This is a genomic window from Microcoleus sp. Pol8_D6 (assembly GCF_036700965.1).
Taxonomy (GTDB): domain Bacteria; phylum Cyanobacteriota; class Cyanobacteriia; order Cyanobacteriales; family Microcoleaceae; genus Microcoleus.
Genome location: NZ_JAUBPW010000049.1, coordinates 1 through 19,130, shown reverse-complemented (window position 1 = coordinate 19,130; position 19,130 = coordinate 1). Strand labels below are relative to the sequence as shown.

Annotated in this window: 19 protein-coding genes and 1 riboswitch; of the genes, 12 read left to right on the top strand and 7 right to left on the bottom strand. The window is 45.6% G+C overall.

The window, feature by feature from the left end; genetic code table 11:
• Nucleotide 1 precedes the first annotated feature (1 nt).
• Entirely contained in the window at nt 2-1,285 is a 1,284-nt protein-coding gene (locus QUA10_RS19330) for a HAMP domain-containing sensor histidine kinase (RefSeq protein WP_333084076.1), read from the bottom strand.
• 207 nt (nt 1,286-1,492) lie between these two features.
• Between QUA10_RS19330 and QUA10_RS19325 the strand changes: the two genes are divergently transcribed.
• Nucleotides 1,493-2,830, top strand: coding sequence for an ArsB/NhaD family transporter (locus tag QUA10_RS19325; protein ID WP_333084078.1), 1,338 nt, complete (start codon nt 1,493-1,495; stop codon nt 2,828-2,830).
• 269 nt (nt 2,831-3,099) lie between these two features.
• Here QUA10_RS19325 and QUA10_RS19320 read toward each other — a convergent pair whose 3' ends face one another.
• Nucleotides 3,100-4,278, bottom strand: a complete 1,179-nt coding sequence (locus tag QUA10_RS19320) for a sensor histidine kinase (protein WP_333084079.1) — start codon at nt 4,276-4,278, stop codon at nt 3,100-3,102.
• Nucleotides 4,279-4,453: 175 nt separating this feature from the next.
• Nucleotides 4,454-4,669, top strand: a riboswitch (cyclic di-AMP (ydaO/yuaA leader).
• A gap of 100 nt (nt 4,670-4,769) precedes the next feature.
• On the opposite strand from QUA10_RS19320, the gene ntrB reads away from it, so the two are divergent.
• From ntrB to QUA10_RS19300, 4 genes are all read left to right on the top strand, one after another.
• Complete coding sequence (gene ntrB / locus QUA10_RS19315) at nt 4,770-5,618, top strand: nitrate ABC transporter permease (RefSeq protein WP_333084080.1); 849 nt, start codon at nt 4,770-4,772, stop codon at nt 5,616-5,618.
• A gap of 110 nt (nt 5,619-5,728) precedes the next feature.
• Entirely contained in the window at nt 5,729-7,159 is a 1,431-nt protein-coding gene (locus QUA10_RS19310; protein WP_333084081.1) for an ABC transporter substrate-binding protein, read from the top strand.
• 152 nt (nt 7,160-7,311) lie between these two features.
• Nucleotides 7,312-8,151 (top strand): nitrate ABC transporter ATP-binding protein, encoded by an 840-nt coding sequence (locus QUA10_RS19305; RefSeq protein ID WP_333084082.1) that lies wholly within the window; start codon nt 7,312-7,314, stop codon nt 8,149-8,151.
• A 46-nt stretch (nt 8,152-8,197) separates the two neighbouring features.
• Entirely contained in the window at nt 8,198-8,983 is a 786-nt protein-coding gene (locus QUA10_RS19300; protein WP_333084084.1) for a universal stress protein, read from the top strand.
• A 212-nt stretch (nt 8,984-9,195) separates the two neighbouring features.
• On the opposite strand, the gene QUA10_RS19295 is transcribed toward QUA10_RS19300, so the two are convergent.
• A complete protein-coding gene (locus QUA10_RS19295) occupies nt 9,196-9,414 on the bottom strand; it encodes a hypothetical protein (protein WP_333084085.1) in 219 nt (72 codons plus the stop codon).
• A gap of 5 nt (nt 9,415-9,419) precedes the next feature.
• On the opposite strand from QUA10_RS19295, the gene QUA10_RS19290 reads away from it, so the two are divergent.
• Entirely contained in the window at nt 9,420-9,542 is a 123-nt protein-coding gene (locus QUA10_RS19290; protein WP_333086344.1) for a hypothetical protein, read from the top strand.
• Between the two features lie 109 nt (nt 9,543-9,651).
• On the opposite strand, the gene QUA10_RS19285 is transcribed toward QUA10_RS19290, so the two are convergent.
• On the bottom strand, nt 9,652-11,595 hold the full coding sequence (locus tag QUA10_RS19285) for a S9 family peptidase (RefSeq protein WP_333084086.1): 1,944 nt from the start codon (nt 11,593-11,595) through the stop codon (nt 9,652-9,654).
• A 79-nt stretch (nt 11,596-11,674) separates the two neighbouring features.
• Between QUA10_RS19285 and QUA10_RS19280 the strand changes: the two genes are divergently transcribed.
• From QUA10_RS19280 to QUA10_RS19265, 4 genes are all read left to right on the top strand, one after another.
• Nucleotides 11,675-12,598, top strand: a complete 924-nt coding sequence (locus QUA10_RS19280) for a nucleoside hydrolase (RefSeq protein ID WP_333084088.1) — start codon at nt 11,675-11,677, stop codon at nt 12,596-12,598.
• 157 nt (nt 12,599-12,755) lie between these two features.
• Nucleotides 12,756-14,114 carry a DUF3370 domain-containing protein gene (locus QUA10_RS19275; RefSeq protein WP_333084089.1) on the top strand — a complete coding sequence of 453 codons (1,359 nt, stop codon included), beginning with the start codon at nt 12,756-12,758 and terminating at the stop codon, nt 14,112-14,114.
• A gap of 122 nt (nt 14,115-14,236) precedes the next feature.
• Nucleotides 14,237-14,620 carry a VanZ family protein gene (locus tag QUA10_RS19270; RefSeq protein ID WP_333084090.1) on the top strand — a complete coding sequence of 128 codons (384 nt, stop codon included), beginning with the start codon at nt 14,237-14,239 and terminating at the stop codon, nt 14,618-14,620.
• A gap of 47 nt (nt 14,621-14,667) precedes the next feature.
• Complete coding sequence (locus tag QUA10_RS19265; protein ID WP_333084091.1) at nt 14,668-14,799, top strand: hypothetical protein; 132 nt, start codon at nt 14,668-14,670, stop codon at nt 14,797-14,799.
• Nucleotides 14,800-15,005: 206 nt separating this feature from the next.
• On the opposite strand, the gene QUA10_RS19260 is transcribed toward QUA10_RS19265, so the two are convergent.
• Together QUA10_RS19260 and QUA10_RS19255 are read right to left on the bottom strand one after the other, a co-directional pair.
• Complete coding sequence (locus QUA10_RS19260; protein WP_333084092.1) at nt 15,006-16,577, bottom strand: DUF4335 domain-containing protein; 1,572 nt, start codon at nt 16,575-16,577, stop codon at nt 15,006-15,008.
• Between the two features lie 52 nt (nt 16,578-16,629).
• A complete protein-coding gene (locus QUA10_RS19255) occupies nt 16,630-17,235 on the bottom strand; it encodes a DUF3038 domain-containing protein (RefSeq protein ID WP_333044296.1) in 606 nt (201 codons plus the stop codon).
• Between the two features lie 385 nt (nt 17,236-17,620).
• On the opposite strand from QUA10_RS19255, the gene QUA10_RS19250 reads away from it, so the two are divergent.
• Nucleotides 17,621-17,833 (top strand): helix-turn-helix transcriptional regulator, encoded by a 213-nt coding sequence (locus QUA10_RS19250; RefSeq protein WP_333084094.1) that lies wholly within the window; start codon nt 17,621-17,623, stop codon nt 17,831-17,833.
• Nucleotides 17,820-17,963 (top strand): hypothetical protein, encoded by a 144-nt coding sequence (locus QUA10_RS19245; RefSeq protein ID WP_333084096.1) that lies wholly within the window; start codon nt 17,820-17,822, stop codon nt 17,961-17,963. Before QUA10_RS19250 ends, QUA10_RS19245 begins: the two co-directional genes overlap by 14 nt.
• 371 nt (nt 17,964-18,334) lie before the next feature.
• Here QUA10_RS19245 and QUA10_RS19240 read toward each other — a convergent pair whose 3' ends face one another.
• The gene (locus tag QUA10_RS19240; protein WP_333084095.1) at nt 18,335-19,063 is read right to left on the bottom strand and encodes a site-specific DNA-methyltransferase; all 729 of its coding nucleotides are present in this window, start codon (nt 19,061-19,063) and stop codon (nt 18,335-18,337) included.
• Between the last annotated feature and the right edge of the window lie 67 nt (nt 19,064-19,130).

Below are 19,130 nucleotides of genomic sequence, written 5' to 3'. Positions count from 1 at the left end.
TTTAGCTTACTTCTTGGAGTATTTTAACTTCTAGGGGCAGAATCACGGTAAAAGTTGAACCGACTCCTATTTCTGATACTAGCTCGATTTTGCCTTGGAGCAGCGTGACGAGCCGCGATACTATTGCTAATCCCAAGCCGGTGCTTTCGGCAGGAAAGAGCTGTTTGCCGGCTTCTCCTGCTTGAAAGAAGGGGTCAAAGATGCGGTTTGTATATTCGGGGGCGATGCCAATGCCGGTATCTGTAATTGCGATCGCCCAATTTCCTTCTCCAGCAGGGTGGCAACTTAATTCGATGCTACCAGCTTCTGTATAGCGAATGGCATTGCTCAGCAGGTTGATCAGAATTTGTTGCAGCCGCCCAGAGTCGGAGATTACTTGTGTTGGGCCGCAGTCGCTGGTAACAGCGAGCTTTAGTCCTTTAGCATCAGCAATTGGCTGCATCATTTCTACTACGTTGTTAATTACTGATCGTACATTAGTTCGCTGCAGGTTAAGTTTAATTTTTCCGGCATCGGCGCGAGAAAGTTCTAGCGTGTCATTAATCATGCGGAGCAACTGTCTGCCGTTACGCAATACTCGCTCGATGTGTTCGATGCCGGGGAGAGTATCTTTGACTTCTGATTGCCATTTTTCTTTTCGCAGGAATAGTTCGGAATAACCAATAATTGAGTTGAGAGGAGTTTTGAGTTCGTGAGCCAAATGGTAGACGTTTTCTTGATGGACGCTGACAAGGCGAGAGAGTTCTTGATTGGTGAGTTGTAACTGAGTTTGAATTTGTTGAAGTTCCAGCAGCCTCTGAGCAACGTAGCTATTGAAACACTGGGCAATTGCTTCGTCTACTACGGCGTCTATCAGCCGAAAAGCTCTGAATACGTCGGTGGTGGTTCCTGCTAGCAAATCTGCTTCTAATTGGGAGAATATTACTTGACGCAATAAGTGGTATTCGCGGGCTACTTCTGCGGCGTCGTAGCCTTGTTCGGCTCTGAGAAATCCGTGATCTAAACTGGCTTCTATTATTACTTTTATTTCGCTGTGTTGATATTGGGAAAGCACTGTGGCCATCGCCGCCAGCAGGTGAGGTATGTGATTCTCGATTGCTGAGTGCGGTAAGGCGTCAGCGGTTTCAATTTTCCGATCCTGACGAACTGCTTCAATCCAGTTTTGGACGATAATATCGGTTTTGTCGGCGAGCACTTGGCTGTAGTCCATGATGTCTGCGTGGGGGTTGAGTTTGGCAGAGATTGCCCATGCTTCATTGTAGTTGAGCGATCGCCGGATCGCCATACCAAACTTCTGCCGATCACGACCCTCCCAAAAGAAGTAGTTTTGAGGTGATTTTTTCCGTGTACCGGAGAGCTCTTGATGAGTCGCTCCCAGCTTGTTGCTGCCAAAATCAGCACTTAAATTTATTGACAGAAGAGCCAGAAAGTAGTATATTCACTCGAACCGAGACTTTTTAATTTTTAAGTTCTATTATTTTCAGGGGACTAAATGGAAAACGTGCAAGCTGTGATTGCTGCAACAACATTTATATGTGTAGTTTTCTTAATAATTACAGAATGGATACACCTCACAGTTGCGGCATTTCTGGGAGCGGTGATTCTGGTTTTTACCCACGTGATGACGTTAAACAACGCGATCGAATATATCGGTCGGAGTCACGCCACCCTGGGCTTATTTTTCGGAGTCATGGTAATGGTGAGAGCCTTTGAGCCTACCAAAGTATTTGAATACTTGGCCACTCAAATGGTTCTTTTGGCCAAAGGCAAAGGTAAAAATCTCTTGCTGGGTATTGTCGCAATTACTACCCCAATTTGTGCAGTTTTGCCCAATGCCACGACCGTCATGCTGCTAGCACCATTAATTCCGCCAATGGCAGAAGAAGTCGGTGTAGATTTTGTGCCGTTACTGATTTTAATGGTATTTGTAGCTAACAGTTCGGGACTTCTGACAATCGTGGGCGATCCGGCGACATTCATTGTCGGTGATGCTATTAACATGAGCTTTACAGATTACCTGGTAAAGTTAAGTTTGGGCGGGGCAATTGCAGTAGGAGTGATAGTAGTTATGTTGCCTTGGCTGTTCCGCGAAATTTGGCACAAGAACTTAGACGATTTGGAACATTTGCCCCACCCAAAAATCAATCACCCGCGAGTTTTAGCAGTAGGCGGCTTAATTATAGCTTTCGTGCTGACATTTTTTGTAATAGGAGAGTCTCTGCCCGTGCCTATTTCACCGGCAGCCGTTGCTTTGTTGGGGGCTGCTTTGGCAATGCTTTTAGCTCACCATTCCCAAATAGATTCTGTTAATAATATTTTGCGGGATTTAGATTGGAGCACGCTGCTATTTTTTATGTCTATCTTTGTGCTGATTGGCGGTTTGGAAAAAACTGGAGTAATCGGCAGTATATCTGGAATATTAGCAGTGATTTTAGGTAAAAATATTTTTCTTGGTTCTTTAGTTTTGTTATTTTTTGTGGGTTTGATGTCGAGCGTGGTGCCAAATATTCCGTTGGTAGTGGCCATGGTGCCGCTGCTAAAACAGTATGTTGTCAATGTCGGGCTCGCACCCGCAGAAGTGCTGGCGTCGGATTTTGCAGGGCAGTTTCCACCTGCTGTGCTGCCGCTGTTTTATGCGATGATGTATGGAGCCACTTTAGGAGGAAATGGCACTTTGGTAGGAGCTTCTTCTAATATAGTGGCAGCGGGAATTTCTGAACAGCACGGACGCCGGATTTCTTTTCAAACTTTTCTGCGTTACGGGCTTCCTGTGATGGCTGTGCAATTAATAAGTGCGGCTGTTTATGTAACTCTTCGGTTTCTGATTTAAAGAAGTCAATCGATTTTAGATTTGAGATTTGAGATTTTAGATTGAAGCATTGACCCCACAGATCAATTCGGGGGGAAAGTTTCATCGGATACAGGTTTTTTATTTCTGGACGGATGAATCCGGGGGCTTGTATCCTGGATGCTTTCGGTCATTAGTCATTAGTTATTAGTCATTAGTTTGGTCGCGAGAGGAATCTAGAAGCAGTAAGGTGCTTAGTTGGGACCTAAATATAGAGATTGAAGTGAGTCCTGAATCAAAAATCACTCCAATTATAAGGGGAAAATTACAGTGAAGGAAGAGCCAACTCCTACTTGAGAAACTAATTCGATTTTACCTTGCAAGAGCTTGACTAATCGAGCGACAATTGCTAGCCCTAAGCCGGTACTGTCAGGAATTCCAGAACTCAGGGAGTTGTCGGCTCGAAAATAGGGTTGAAAAATCCGATCGCAGTCTTCAGGAGCAATGCCAATTCCTGTATCGCTGATGCCGAGACTCCAATGTTGGTCTGACAATAATTCGGTTTTTATGGTAATACTACCAGCTTGGGTGTAGCGAATGGCGTTGCTCGCCAAGCTGCTGATAATTTGCTGCAAGCGCAAGTAATCTGTCATAACTCGATCGAGAACCGGATCGCAGTCAACTGCGATCTCTAAATTTTTTGCTTTAGCCAAAGGCTCGAGTATTTCGACAACAGTGCCGATCGCCGATCGCACATTTGTCGCAGTTAGCTGCAATTTTATAGGTCCCGCGTCGTACCGCGAGATTTCGAGAGTATCGTTAATTAATCTAAGTAACCGTCTGCCATTGCTGAGGACTTTATCAATATGTGCCATATTGGGAGCCGAATCTTTAAGTTGAGAATTGTTTCTTTGGCGCAAAAACAATTCTGAGTAACCAATAATAGAGGTGAGGGGAGTTTTCAATTCGTGAGCTAAGTGAGATAGATTCTCTTTACTGGTGCGAACTAAGCGAGTCAGCTCTTGATTTGTAAGTTGCAATTGGTTTTGCAACTCCTGTAGTTGTTGGAATCTTTCCTGGGTATAGGTTTTGAAACATCTAGCAATTGCTTCGTCGAGGGCAGTGTCAATTAAGCGGTAAGCTCGGTTCACTTCAGCGGCTGAGCCTTTTAGCAATTCTGGCTCTAAAGCCTCGAAAATTACCCTCCGCAGCAAGCGGTATTCCCGCGCAATTTCTTCGGCATCGTAGCCTTGTTTTGCCCTGAGAGTCCCATGTTCTAAACTTTCTTCTACGACTGTCCGAATGTCGCCGTCTTCTGATTGGGACAGCATAGTTACGATCGCTTGCAGTACGATGGGAAGGCTGTCGCGCACGGAAGAGTAGGTGAGTTGCTTGGCGGTTTCGATTTCCTCGTCGCCGCGAACAGCTTCGATCCAGTTTTCGGTAATTATGTCAATTTTATCTTGTAGGGCTTGACTAAAATCTCTCATGGCTCTTAATATACAAATTAAGTGAGCGATCGCATTTTATATTTCTAGATTACTTTAATAATTAACTTTTTGAATTTTCTCTCAACTTTTGGGCTTCGCCGCAGATCGCCAAGTGCTACTCCTAAAGACATATTGACAAAATGAAATGCTCGTGCTAGCTTATTTTAAATTGGCTTAAAAAGTCAAGCCTAATCCAGCACTGCGCGATCAAACCAAGCGTGTAGCTGGAGCGGAGGAACCAATTTTCGGGGCGAATCTCTACAGAATTAAAAAGCAAAGTTAAAAATTGCCAAAAAATTTGAGTGTAATTTTTGATTTTGAAATCTAAGGAGAAGGACATCTCTCAGTCCTAGCCCGTCAGCTAACTTCGCAGGCATTGAGAAGAGACTGAAAAGCCAAATGCTCTGAAAAAGATTGTTTGGCTTCGTCAGTGTCTCAGGTTGGTATTGTTCAAGATTCTTGTACCTGCCCTGACTCTGAAGGAGATTGAAATGTTCATACAGCTTAATTTATCTGCGATCGCACTTGCAGGAGTTGCAACGTGGAAGCGTGTAAAACCCCTGGTCATCCGAGATGCTGTTTTGTTACCTGCTGCGGGTTTTTTGGGAATTCTTGGTGTGTGGTGGATTGTTGCCAGCTTCAACAGCGATTTGATTCCCACTCCCTATCAGGCCTTAATCGCTAATTTAGATTACATATTCCATCCATTTTATCAGCGCGGGCCTGGAGATTTAGGCATTGGCTGGCTGCTGCTAGCGAGTTTGCGACGGGTGTTAGTGGGATTTTTCCTGGGTGCAGCAGTTGCGATTCCCGTGGGATTTCTGATCGGGATGTCGAAACCAGCAATGATGGCGCTCAATCCGCTGATTCAAATCTTCAAACCGGTGTCGCCGCTAGCTTGGCTGCCGATAGCTTTATCGATTTTTAATTTAGCAGAGCCGTCGGCAATTTTTGTCATATTTATCACGTCTTTGTGGCCGACAATTATCAACACAGCTTTGGGAGTTTCTAGCGTTTCCAAGGATTATTTGGATGTGGCGCAGGTTTTGGAAATGCCACGCTGGAGGCGGATTACCAAGATAATTTGGCCGGCGAGTTTGCCATACATTTTTACAGGTTTACGGATTAGTTTGGGGATTGCTTGGCTGGTGATTGTGGCGGTGGAAATGCTGACAGGCGGTGTGGGAATTGGCTTTTTTGTCTGGGATGAGTGGAGCCGTTTGAATCTGAGTTCGGTATTTTTAGCGGTGTTTGTAATTGGCTTAACTGGATTGTTGCTCGACGCTGCAGTTGACAAAGTTCAGGAATTGGTAACGCATCGATCGGTCATTAATCATTAGTCAGTTTGCAGTTTGCAGTTGTTAGGAAAGCAGTTGTCTGTTGTCAACAGTTAACAGTCAACAGTCAACAGTCAACAGTCAACAGTTAATAGTCATTAGTCAAATTAAATATGAGTGACAAGTTTTCCAATGAATGGAAGCGCCGAGAGTTTTTGCAAGGAATGGGCTCGGTAGCGGCGGGAATGGCTTTATCTGGTTGTGGAATTAGCGCGGATCGATCGGCAAAAGGACTCACAGAAGAAGCCTCAGCCGTAAAGCCGGTTGTCGATTCCCGAACCTTAGAAAAACCAAATTTAACCGTAGGATACGTGCCGGTTAACGATTGTGCACCATTTGCGATCGCCTGGAAAAAAGGCTTTTTCCGCAAATACGGTTTAAACGTCAAACTCAACCGCGAAGCAAGCTGGGCAACCTCCCGCGACGGCGTAATCTTCGGCCGCCTCGACGCCTCCCCAGTCGTATCTGGCGCCGTCACAAACGCCCGAATTGGCGCCGAAGGAGCGCGCCACGCACCCCTGTGCGCGGCAATGACAATTCACCGCCACGGCAACGCCATGACGATGAACAAAGCTATGTGGGATTCCGGTTTACGCCCGTGGCACGAATACAACGGCAATATAGAAGAATTTGGCAAACAATTTCGAGCCTTTTTTGACAGTCAGCCGCCGGAAAACAGGGTTTGGGCAGTGGTTCTGAGTTCTGCGATTTACGAATACTTTGTCCGCTACATATCGGCGGCTGCCGGTGTCGATCCGTTCAAAGAATTTCGGGTAATTATTGTGCCGCCGCCGCAGATGGTAACTAATATCAGGATTGGCGCGATGCAGGCTTACATGGTGGCCGAACCTTGGAATACGCGGGCAATTGAAGGCAATTTAGGAGTGGGTTTTACCTTCGTGCAAGGCAAGGAAGTTTGGCTGGGACATCCCGATCGCCTTTTGGGAGTAATGCAATCATTCATTGAGGAAAATCCGAAGACTTATTACTCGCTGGTTAAGGCAATGGTGGAAGCTTGTCAGTATTGCAGCAAGCCGGAAAATCGCAGTGAAATCTCGGCGCTGCTGACTGAACGATCTTTTACGGGGGCGAGACCGAAAAAAGGGGCGATCGACAAATTTACGCGACCGGCAATAGTTGGCGACTACAACTATGGAGGGTTTGACGGAAAAGACCGCACTATACAATCGGAAGATGCAACTATTTTCTATGACATTCCTAAGAATTTGCCTCAAATACCGGGAAATCATTCAACATTTATGTGGCAGTCTCAGAGTATTTGGTTGATGACTCAAGCCGCTCGCTGGGGGCAGATTAAAGAAGTGCCAAAAAATGCTGAGGAATTAGCTAAAAAAGCTTGGAGAACCGACCTTTACCGGAAGATTGTTGCCGAAATGGCGATCGGTTGTCCGAAGGAGGATTACCAAGTGGAACCTGCGGAACTTTTTATTGATAAAAAGGCATTCGATCCTAGCGATCCGGTGGGTTATTTGAATAGTTTTGAAATTCGAGCCAACCGCCCTCAGTCTTTTTTTCAGTCTTAATGTTTGAGATGTTGCGCTTTTCCTAATGTCCCGCCAGGAAATTCATTCCCTGGCTAATAGCTAAAGTCGGTTGAAACCGACTAAAAGATTTTAGGAATTACGCTACCGGAAGGAAATCAAATTAACACTTTACTACTTTTAAGGAGAATACCATGACTCAATACTTTTCTACTTCTATCGAAGCCAGCAGCCAAGTCAAGAAGCAGCCTGAATTTCTGGAAATTAACAACTTGTTCAAGTCGTATAAAAATGGTGACGGGACAGAATTTAGCGTCTTGGAAAATATCAATTTAAGTATTGGAGAAAACGAATTTATTTCGGTAATCGGTCACTCGGGCTGCGGCAAATCAACGCTGCTAAAAATAGTGGCTGGTTTGGAAAAACAGAGCGGGGGAATGGTGACACTGGAAGGAAAAGAAATCCGCAAACCTGGAGCCGATCGCATGATGGTATTTCAGCACTATGGATTGCTGCCTTGGCTGACGGTGCGGGAAAATATTCGGCTGGCAGTTGATGAAGTTTTGCAAAGTCTTAGCCGTTCCGAGAAGATTAGTCTTGTCAACGAACACCTAGCAATGGTAAACTTAATATCGGCAGCCGATAAATATCCAGACGAAATTTCAGGGGGCATGAAACAGCGGGTTGGGATTGCGCGAGCTTTGGCGATTCGACCGAAAATGTTATTAATGGACGAACCGTTTGGAGCGTTGGATGCTCTAACTCGCGGCAAGTTGCAGAAACAGGTGCTGGATATCTGGGAAAATCACAGACAAGCTGCAATGATGATTACTCACGATGTGGATGAAGCTATCTATATGTCCGATCGTATTGTGCTGATGACAAACGGCCCGGCGGCGACAATAGGGGAGATTTTGTCAGTGCCGTTTTCGCACCCGCGCGATCGCCAGGAGTTGCGGGAATCGAAGGATTATTACGAACTCCGCAACTATGCTTTGAATTTTCTCGATCGCTACTTTACTCAAGACGAATAACACCGGACGGATCGACATAACAATTCACTTAAGAGAGGTTAAGCCTGTGAATCTCAAAACAATGTTAGCGCGTTTTGAAAGTGCATTGGGATACCAAAATTTAGCAGAAGAAATGGTGTTGCTGCCGGAGCCAATATTACCAGTTTCTAAGAAATCAAAATCCTCAAAATCGGCCAAAACAATCAATTTTATGGTCGGTTACAACAGTTCTCCCCAAAGTCAAATAGCTCTGGATATTACCCTTTGGATGGCGCATCAAACTCGTTTAGTAACAACTAAAGAAGTCACGGTTCAAGTCGTCTACGTTATAGACGAAGCGCCCAAAAGTTACGGCGAAGATACTTGCAAATTGGCTGTAGCAAATGCCTTGGCTGCCCAGGCCAAAGTGTCTAATTTAGAGGAAACATTCGCCCTTAATTGTGCAGCACCTGCGATAGTTTTACCAGGAGAAATCCAATCGGTATGCTCGCCAAAAACTTGGACAGATCCGCATTATTTTCGAGAAATTTTTGGTCAAAAGAATGAGTATGAGATAGCAGATAAGTTGCTGTGGCAAGCGCGCTGTTTGGCTGAGGAATGGCGCGGTTTATTCAAAGCTCATTTACGCATCGGGCGGGTTGCTACAGAATTGAAAAACGTGGTTGAATTAGAATCAGCAAATTTACTATTCTTGGGCTGTGGTTCTGGCAACCATCGGCTGGTTAGGGAACTAGGCAATAATTTTCCCTGCTGCGTACTCGGGATTCCTTCGGCACTCAGCTATCAGATGGATGTTCAGGCTGAACAAAGTTTGAGCAAGTTACAGTTGGCGACAACTATACCTGCACGTTAAACTTGTTCACTCGTTGGGGCAGAATTTAATTATGTAAGGTGCAGCGCACCCTACGACTATAATTCGCGCGCCCAACCTTTTTTTGCATAAGTTCTATATCGATCACAAAATAACAATAGTTTCCTCCCTCGAAGTCCCAATTACGATACAATTGAGACTTTTTTTTGATTATTGAGATGTTTAAAATTACTCTTAAGGAAAATTCTCGTCACTTACCTGATCATAGACAATTCGTTAACTAATTTTATCCTTCCTCGGCACACAGAGCGCAGGAGCCGATCGATCGAGCGTTTGTCTTCCTCAGTCAAATTTTCGTCAAAAATAGCAGCCATCAAACCGTACCGATCGGCTAGAGTAATGTAGCCATTATGATTCACTTCGGCAAACAGCTCGCCCAAAGCAGATGGAATCAGGTTGATAGGAGTTTGCATAGCGATTGACTCTAAAATCGAGGATGGCGCGATCGGGCGTTTCTTCGGTAACAAAAGGCGATCGCACTCTGATATTCTGTCAGTATATTTCCTTAAAAGGTGTGACAATCAACCGCCAAAACTTGTGACAGCAAACAGCAAAAATTGTGAAGGACATCACATTCCCTATTTGCGAAATATGCTAAAGCTTGCAGTTGCGTTTTAGCCCAAACATAGCAACTGCAAACTTAATTTTTGCTAAAGATTGTAAATCTGCACTTCCTCCACAGGTTCAGCTAACTCAAACTTAAACACCCGCGAATAGAAATAGAATTCGCCGTCAAGAGTTCTTTTGATATTTTCAGCGCGGCGAAAACCGTGCTGTTCCCCTTCATAAGCAACATAAGCCACCGGCAAACCTTTAGCTTTCAATATCTCTACCATCATTTCCGCTTGATTAGGCGGAACCACTTTATCTTCTAATCCTTGAAAAAAGATAACGGGACAAGATAAACGTTCGGCGGAATGAATGGGCGAACGAGCTACATACAAATCTTTTCTTTCAGGATAAGGCCCGATTAATCCATCCAGATAGCGCGCTTCAAACTTGTGAGTATCCGTTGCCAAAGCTTCCAAATCGCTAACTCCATAATAGCTCGCACCGGCCTTAAACACATCCCGGAAAGTAAGAGCGCACAGAGTAGTGTACCCCCCTGCACTGCCTCCGGCGATCGCCATTCTTTCGCCATCAACTAAACCCTTTTGAGCTAAATATTTAGCACCGTTAGCGCAGTCGTCAACATCGACAATTCCCCAACTATCTTGCAGTCTTTTTCTATATTCTCGGCCGTAACCGGTGCTACCGCCGTAATTAACATCGAGCACGGCAAAACCGCGACTCGTCCAATATTGAATTTTCAAATTCATGCTGCTAGAAGTAGCAGCAGTGGGGCCGCCGTGACTTTTAACAACAAGCGGCGGTTTTTCACCCGCAGGTGCTGCGAAATCTTGATTTTTCGGGGAATAGAAGAAACCGAAAGCCGTCAAATTGTTTTCCGTGGGAAACTCGATAGGTTCCGGTACAGAAAGATAACCCGGATTGATGCTTAAATTGCTCGATTGGCGCAATATTTCTAGTTGGCTTGTTGCTAAATTGAGTTGTACAATGGCAGTAGATTCAGTCGGCGAACTTGCCAGAAAAACAACTATTTGTCCCTGCGCTTTGACGGAGGAAATATCAGTGTAAGGCGTTTCAATTGTTGTCAACTGCTTTGTCGTTAAATCAAGACTCGCTAAATACCACTGGCCTTGCTGAGTGTAGGTGCAAATAATTTTGCTTTCCGAGACAACGGCATAAGTAGACATTCCAAAAACCCACTGAGGAAGTCCGAATTCAGCCGCCATTTCGCACAGAGATTCGACCTCTTGCTGTCCCCTCGGCAAGCGGGGATTGACGGTTCTATAGAAATTCCACCAGTTAGACTTGTCAGAAACAAAATACAAAACTGCATCTGGCGACCATTCCGGTTGAAAAATCGACTCCTCAACCCCGCCAGCAACTAAGTATTTTTCACCTAAAGAACCGTCAGCATTAATTTTTGCCACCCACAATTCTGTGCCATCCCACGGCATATTTGGATGGTTCCAACAAATCCAGGAAAGTAGAGAACCGTCAGGACTTAAACGAGGGGAAGCATAAAAATCATTACCCTGAGTTAAGATTTGAATATCTTCGCCGTTATCTAAATTAATGCTAACAATAGTATTGACAGGTTCGCCCTCACCTGCATGGTCTTCGCGCACGCAAATCAGGCGATTTCTTTGCTTGTCAATTATCGCATCTGCATAGCGAGAATTAGCAGTAGGTGTCAGATGTTCTGGTTGAGAATTTAATGTTTGAGTATAAATACGTTGGTCGGCAAAATGAGAAAAATAGACCACACCGCCAGCAACTGCAAAAGCAGCGCCGCCGTATTCGTTAACACGAGTGCGAACATTAAAAGGATGCGGTGTCACGTCGCTAATTGTACCGTCAGAAGTGCGCCGCACGAGCACGCTTCGCCCCGCTTCCGAAGGTCTTCCCTCAACCCAGTAAATATCATCGCCGTCAATAGCAATTTGTCCGAGTCCGACTGTTCCAGAAACAATTAAATCGGAAGAAATAGGTGATTTCCAAGAGCCGTAAGCTGATACTGTATTCATATAGTTAAGACCGTTGTGTTTGACGCACAAATAAATTTATATTTGTACTTTACACTAATTCAGTCACCGGGGAAGCAAAATGTCCAAAAAACTCGTACTAATGGATCACGACGGTGCAGTTGACGACTATCTATCAGTCGTGTTGCTGATGACAATGGAGGAAGTCGAAACTCTGGGAGTAATTGTAACTCCTGCGGACTGCTACATTCAACCGGCTGTGAGTGCAACGCGCAAAATCCTAGATTTGATGGGGCGTTCAGAAGTTCCAGTGGCGGCGAGTACGGTGCGGGGACTGAATCCATTTCCGGTGTTATTTCGGCGAGATTCCTTTGCAGTCGATCGACTTCCCATTCTAAATGAAAAAGGAACCATTGACACGCCGTTAATATCAGAACCCGGACAAAACTTTATGGTGCGAGTTTTGCAAGATGCAGCCGTACCAGTCACATTAATGGTAACGGGGCCGTTAACAACAGTAGCGCAAGCTCTAGATATCGCGCCAGAAATTGAAAGTAAAATTCAAGAAATTGTCTGGATGGGAGGCGCCCTCAATGTTATCGGCAATGTTAGCAAAGATATGGAACCCGGACAAGATATGTCGGCGGAATGGAATGCTTACTGGGACCCGATAGCAATCGAGAGAATTTGGCAAACCCAAATTCCCGTTGTCATGTGTCCTTTAGACATCACTAATAATGTACCGCTGACTGTAGAATTTTCCAATCTCTTAGCAAAACAGCGCAAATATCCAATTTCCGACTTAGCAGGACAGTGTTATGCCCTAGCAATATCTCAAGATTACTATTTTTGGGACATTTTGGCAACCGCTTATTTAGCACATCCAGAATTTTACCAACTGCGAGAATGGGAAACAGAAATTATTACCGAAGGCATCAGTCAAGGACGCACAAAAGTTAAAATGGGAGGGCGAAAAATTCAAGCAATGGATAAAGTAGACCTAGAAAAGTTTTACAATTACATATTACAACAGTGGGCGAGGTAAAAATCACAATATCTGCTAGGACTGATCCGCAAAATCTCCGTACAAAACCCGCCCTGACACAAATATTTACCTCCTCTTCTCTTCCCTCTCTTCCTCTGCGTCCTCTGCGCCCTCTGCGGTAAAAAAAACTCATATCAAAAACGCAAAACATCAAACAATGCTGCCAATTCTATCAATTATCCCCTTAGCCCAAACCCCTCCCACACCTCAAGAAAAAGTTCAAATCCAAGAAGTGCGACCTCTCCCCGGACGGTTAGACAACATACCAGTATTTAACAGCAACAGTCCCGAATTAGTGCTGCAAGAAGGAATTTTGCTTTCGACATTTCCCCCGGATGGTAAAAGATTTCCGGCGGCACATTTAAACTTTCCGTTTCAAGGACGTTTCGACATATTTGCCCACCACATAGCCCGCGCACCTTCCCCGGAAGATTTGCGAACATTGTATCAAGGAGTAATTGTTTACAATCCGGGCAATAAACCTGTAAAATTAGATATATTGCAAGCTGCGAGTTATCTCAGTCAACCCGATGCACCTTTTATTGAATTGCCGCCTCAAGTCGATAATTCAAACAGTAATATTTATGCGGGGCCGGGAAGTCGCGCTGTGAATGATATTCTCAGAGGAAGGAGACAGTCTGACTTTGATCCGGGGTTAATTATTCCACCTGGAAAAAGCCAATTGTTGATGAATCATCCGATACCGGTGCGGGGATTGGTACCGCCGCTAAACGGTCGATCGACCTTGATGCGGTTACGCAGCGATGGTATAGTCTATGTTGCCAGCCTGGCGATGTTTGCCAGACTTGACCCAGAGGGAAACGGACAGGGAAACGAGCGATCGCCGGACTTAGCAGAATGGCAGAACTTATTAGACAATGGTAATATAGCCGGGCCGCGCGATCGAGTTCCCACACCGCCCGAAATCACCGAAGGTCAAATAATTTACGGCCGAGTTGCCGGTGTAGCATTAGGTTCAGAATGGCCAGCACTTCTCTCAGACAACCCCGCCACATCAAACCTAGTAATTCCCCAACCCGGAACAGCATTTTCCTACCCATTAAGTAGCCTCCCCCGCGGAATGCTGGGAACAAATCAAGTGCAAAGTGCGAGAATGCTAGTCCGCTACCCAGATACAGCATACCGCGCCCACGGCAATTACGGAATTCAATACAGTCTCAGCTTGCCGCTGTACAATTCTACCAGCAATAATCAAACTGTAACTGTCGCAATTCAAACTCCAATTAAAACAGACCAATTAACTTCAGGAGGACTGAATTTTTTAGAACCTCCGGCACCTCAAACTTTTTTTAGGGGGACGGTTCGAGTGCGCTATACTGATGACAATAAAGTGCCTCAAACTCGCTACGTGCATTTAGTGCAGCGGCGGGGACAGCAGGGGGAACCTTTAGTAAAATTAGAGATGCAATCGGGAGAAAAACGACTGGTAGAAGTAGATTTTATTTATCCGCCCGATGCGTCGCCGCCGCAAGTTTTGACAGTGAAAACAAATTAAATTTTAGCGGCTGCTACGGGTAGGCAGACGCGTACAAGGACAATGCGTAATTAACCAGATTTGTTTTTATTTTTGCGCTGCGCGGAATTGATTTGTCCCTAGTTGGTATCTGCCCAAAAAAGATGAACTTATCAAAAAAATTCTGGATTATTGCTTGTTTTGTGTACGTTTTAATTCTTCTCATTATCATGCTTTTAGCAGATACGGGGAAATTAGTCAACTTTCCTCTCGCTCATCCGCCTTATGACAAACTCGGCCACTTTATTTTGTACGGAATAGCATCTTTTCTGTGCCATAGAGCAACTGGAAAAAAAAATATCAATTTGTTTAATTATTCAATTCCTTTCGGACCCGTAATTTTTACCATGTTCACGGCTGGGGAAGAAATGCTGCAAGCGATTTTACCCAATCGCAGTGCTAGTATTGAAGATTTTTTATTTAGTTTTTGCGGGATTGCAGTTTTTTATTGGATTGGAGAAGTTTGGGATAGAAAAAAAGGGCATTGATGATATAGAAGAAAGTTCGGCAACGGATTCTGCAACGGAGGTAACGGATGTCAGGAAGAAGGAAGTTCGGCAACGGATTCTGCAACGGATGTAACGGATGTCAGGAAGAAGGAAGTTCAGCAACGAGCACTGTACAAGATGTAACGGATGTCAGGAAGAAAGAAGAAGGAAGTTTCTAGAGTGCACAATGCGAACCTGTTGAGGAGTGTCAGCCACTTTTTTTACTGGTAACTCTGCCCACACGGATCAAGAGATATGGGTAGAAGAAACGGGAGCAACTGTCAATATGCTGGCTGCTGCTGCAGTTAAAAATTGATTTTTTTGAACTCATTTAACATTGGCAATTAACCGGGATTTCTAATCTGAACAATGTGTTTGAGAGCGTTTAATCACTCTCTTCCAAAAAGGTTTGTACTCGACCGTTCGGTCGCAAAACAACTCGAATTTTCGGGTTTTTGCCATTAGAAACGGCAGAAACAAACGGCTCGCCGGCTAATGGCATATTAGCTTGCTCGATATAATCTGCTGCTGCTTTTCCCATCGGCAAAATACTTTGAACTGACCCATTTTCATCGATCAGCACGCTGTATTCCAAAGTTTGTTCCATTCCTTCTGGAGGCTTCCAGCGTTCCTCAAAGTAAGTTCTAGCTTCTGAAACTTGAGGAATTGTATCAAATAAAGTGCGGTTTTTTTGGCTAGCGGCAGCCTGGTTGTTGTCCTCGGACTCGGTGGTTGGTTGATCGTCCTCAAGGGGTGGGAGTTCGGTACTGGCGGGGGGGACAATCGGCTCGATGGGGCTGGGGAAGGGCTGCGGCGGGGGAACGGGAAATCGGGAAGCCGACAGGGAGGGCGGCAGGGGGGGCGGTACGGCGGGAGCTAGTCTCGGCGGTAGGGGGGGCAGCACGTAGGGTACTGGTGCGGGTGCTTGGGGGGCGGAAATGGGGGGTTCTTCGGGGGCGGGAATAGTGATTGTTTGCCCTTGAGGGAATGCTGGGGCGCTCTGTGGGGCGCTGGCTGTGCTGCCGTTGGGGGGAAATAGCAGGGGTGGCTGCTGGATGGGGCTGGGTTTGTTGGTGGGGGGAGTTGGGGCGAGGGCAATGGGGGGCAAGCTGGGGCTGGGGGAGGCTGCGGTGTTGATGGGCGGGGGCGGCAGGGGGGGTAAAGCGGGTGTGGCGGCGGGTGTTGGTGCTGGGGGTGTCGGTAGGGCGGGAACTGGACTAGGGGAGACGCCAGCGGCTAACTGGGGGTTTCCTGGATCGGGGGCTGTGGCGGTTTGCGGGGAGGTGGCGGATCGATCGAGCATTTTGATAATTCCTGTCGTCAGGCCCGCGCTGGCGACCAGCATTGCAGCCACCTTGAGCCAGGGTGAGGACAGCGGCCGTCGGGGTTCGCGGTTGAGGTTGGGAAGTGCCATCACTTCGGCGGCGCAGTCATCCAGTGCTGTGGCCAAGTCAAACAGTTGCAGGGTGCTCAAGGGAACTACTGGCCCGGATTCTACGGCGCTCAATGAGCCTAAAAACAAGTTGTGGGCGAGCAAGCCGCGGGGTTCTAAGCGGGGGGGAACCGGAAGGTAGGAGGTTGGGAGAGAGTAGGGGTTTGAGGTTGCTAGTTCGGAAGTGTTGACGGATCGATCGAATATGACGCCATTACGCGCGGTTTCTGGCGAGTCTGGACTTGCTGCGGTAAGGCCGGTTTGAGAGTTGAGCTTGTTTTCCCAATCGCGGGATTCACCGAGCAAGTTTTGGACGTAGTTGCTGACAGCTTCGTGGAGGGTTTCGAGTTGAATTCGATCGCCCCTGAGAGTAACGTGTTCGGTATCTGGCAGCCTGGGGTCGTCGAGTCGCAGCTCAAAACTTAAAGATTTAAACACTGGTTGGCCCGCCCACCGAGATAGAGGCGAACTTTTGGCTGTAATTTCCAGCGTGCAAGTGGGGGGCGTGTACCGTTTGAGAACCATAGCAGAAAGTCTGTTGACTGTTGACCGTTGACTGTTGACTGTTGACTGTTGTTTAATTCTTAGCACGATCTAGAAGAGCCAGCCAGAGGCGGCGGTGGCCGCCGGGACTGCTGTAAAACAGCAAATCGATCAGGAGTTTGAGGGCCAAATCAGTTAGTTCTCGTGCCGATAAATTTTCTGCATCTTCCATGCGCGAGCCATAAGTGTTGCTGAACCTGTCAATGTAATCTCCCAGCAAAGCGATGGTGTGAGGTTCGCGGTTTTGCTCTGCCATTTGTTCCAGCAAAGCAACAGCGCGGCGGATTAAAGCTTGGTGCTGTTTTGCCAAATGACAGCTTATCAAAACGAGCGATCGAGCTTCCTCCACATCGAGTTTTTTGCGCCCTCCGTGACCTTTCCGCAGCGGGTTAGATTGGCGCAGCCGCCACAAAGCTACCCGATCGGCTACCATTGGCTCTAAATTCAGTTCGGCTGCTACCTTGAGCATCGCCTCTGAGCCAATTTCTGCCAGTGCTTCTAGAGCTAACAACACTAAATCCAGTTGGGCTTTAATGTTGTCCAACTGGGTAGGTTCTGGTGCTTTTTGGGTCAATTCTTCCCAGTTGGGAGATGGGCCCGTTTCGTTTGTGGGAGCGGAGGACTTTACGGTCGAGCGCATGGCTTCAGCACGGGAAATTTAAGACAGGTTGAGGCAGGATATCAAACAGTATGCACTGATTAAAGCTTTGCGGCCTGTGGGCAACAGCACATCTGTTAATTTGTCTCCATAGCTCGTTGCTTTGATTCCGGCAATCCTAACTACTGGACGGAGTTGCGGGCTAAAAGTTGCGGTTTCAAGTTTGATCGATCGCAATCCGCAAAACCCATAGATTTTCACCCCTAACCATCCTACGCCACACAGTGACCGAAATCAAATCAGTGCTTTGAAACTATTGGGACTTATATCAATGCCAAGATCCTAGCGCTCTCGAATGCTACTTATAGTCTGTCGCTACTTATAGTCTGTCAGATTATATTTGTCATTGCTTCATCTGGCGCCATCTATGGATATTACGGAGCAATTTGGTAAAAAAGTTAGACATTTCCGAAAGCTCAGAAATCTTTCCCAAGCTCAGCTTGCAGAACTATCTGAATTACATCGCACCTATATTGGCTCAGTGGAACGAGGTGAAAGGAATATAACACTGCTTAATGCCAGCAAAATAGCCAAAGCATTATCCGTTAGTCTAGCTGAACTGGTAAGTGATGATGACTGAAAGAAGACTAGAGGAAATTTTAGGAAGATACCAAAACTCATTTACAAAAAAAATTTATGCAGAAGAGAATGAAGAACACGATATTTTAATGGATGTATTTGGTATTTCTCCTATTATAAAAAAAAAATAGGCAATATTGGGGACGTGAGTTAGGTATGTGTTGGCAATCGTTAGTTACTGAAACGTGTAAAACATATTGCAGTAGCTTTCAGCCAGCATTTAAAGTTGGAAGCGATGAGCCGTGCGATCTGATTGTTGATGGGTACGCAATAGATACAAAATATCGTATTGGCTCAGGAGAGTCTGGAACACTGAAAAAGTTCAAATCTTATGGCCCACTACTTCGTACTTATAATTACGAACCCGTATTCTTAATTCTTAGACAAGATAATTTGCCCGCAGCTATTACAGCGTGCCAAGTAGGGACTTGGAAAGTTTACACTGGGGACGATTCGTTTCAGTTCATAAAAACAATAAGCGGGTTTGATTTAAAGTCATTTCTTATTGAAAAGGTGGGAGAATTCCCTGTATACCGCTGAAACTATCCAGGCGCTTGTTGATAATCTCTATGTAGTCCGGTACTATTTCAATGCCAACATACCTAATCCCAAATTCTTGCGCCGCCAGCAATGTAGTTCCCGATCCTGCGAAAGGATCGATTAGAATAGAATTTTCCAAACGCGGTACAAATATTTCGACCAGTTGTCTCATTAGAGCGATTGGTTTAACTGTGCAATGGACGTTAAACTCCTCGGTTTTCTCACGCTGTATACCTTCTAAAATATTTGACTGAAAACCACCGAACCGATCTTTAGTATAAAATAGACCAGTACCATATTCCTGTAGAGTTTCCAAGTAATTATTGACCAGTGGTTTTTGAAGTACGCAGATTGCTTCCCATTCATTCCTCAGACAACTGTGCCAACCATCCCATTGTTCATAATTTTCATATCCTTTCTTCTCTAACTGTTGTTTGATATTGACACCTTTAGGGATACCACTCGATCTTTTATAAACAAGAATATCTCTCGCATAGAAACCAGCACTTTCAAGTGCTACTTGTACGTGAGCAACAGTCCGCGTGCTGTTGAAAACTAAAACTGTTGCACCCGGTTTGCAGATACGAAAAAGCTGCTCGCCCCACTCAAAGCACCACTTTTCATAATCCAGAGTGTTGTTACGATTCCTTTGATACCATTTTTCGTTTCTGACTCCACCTGCTAATACCACTTCTCCAAAAATATGCTACAATAGCACTTCTAGCAAAAGGACGATTGTATGAAAGTAAATTACCAAG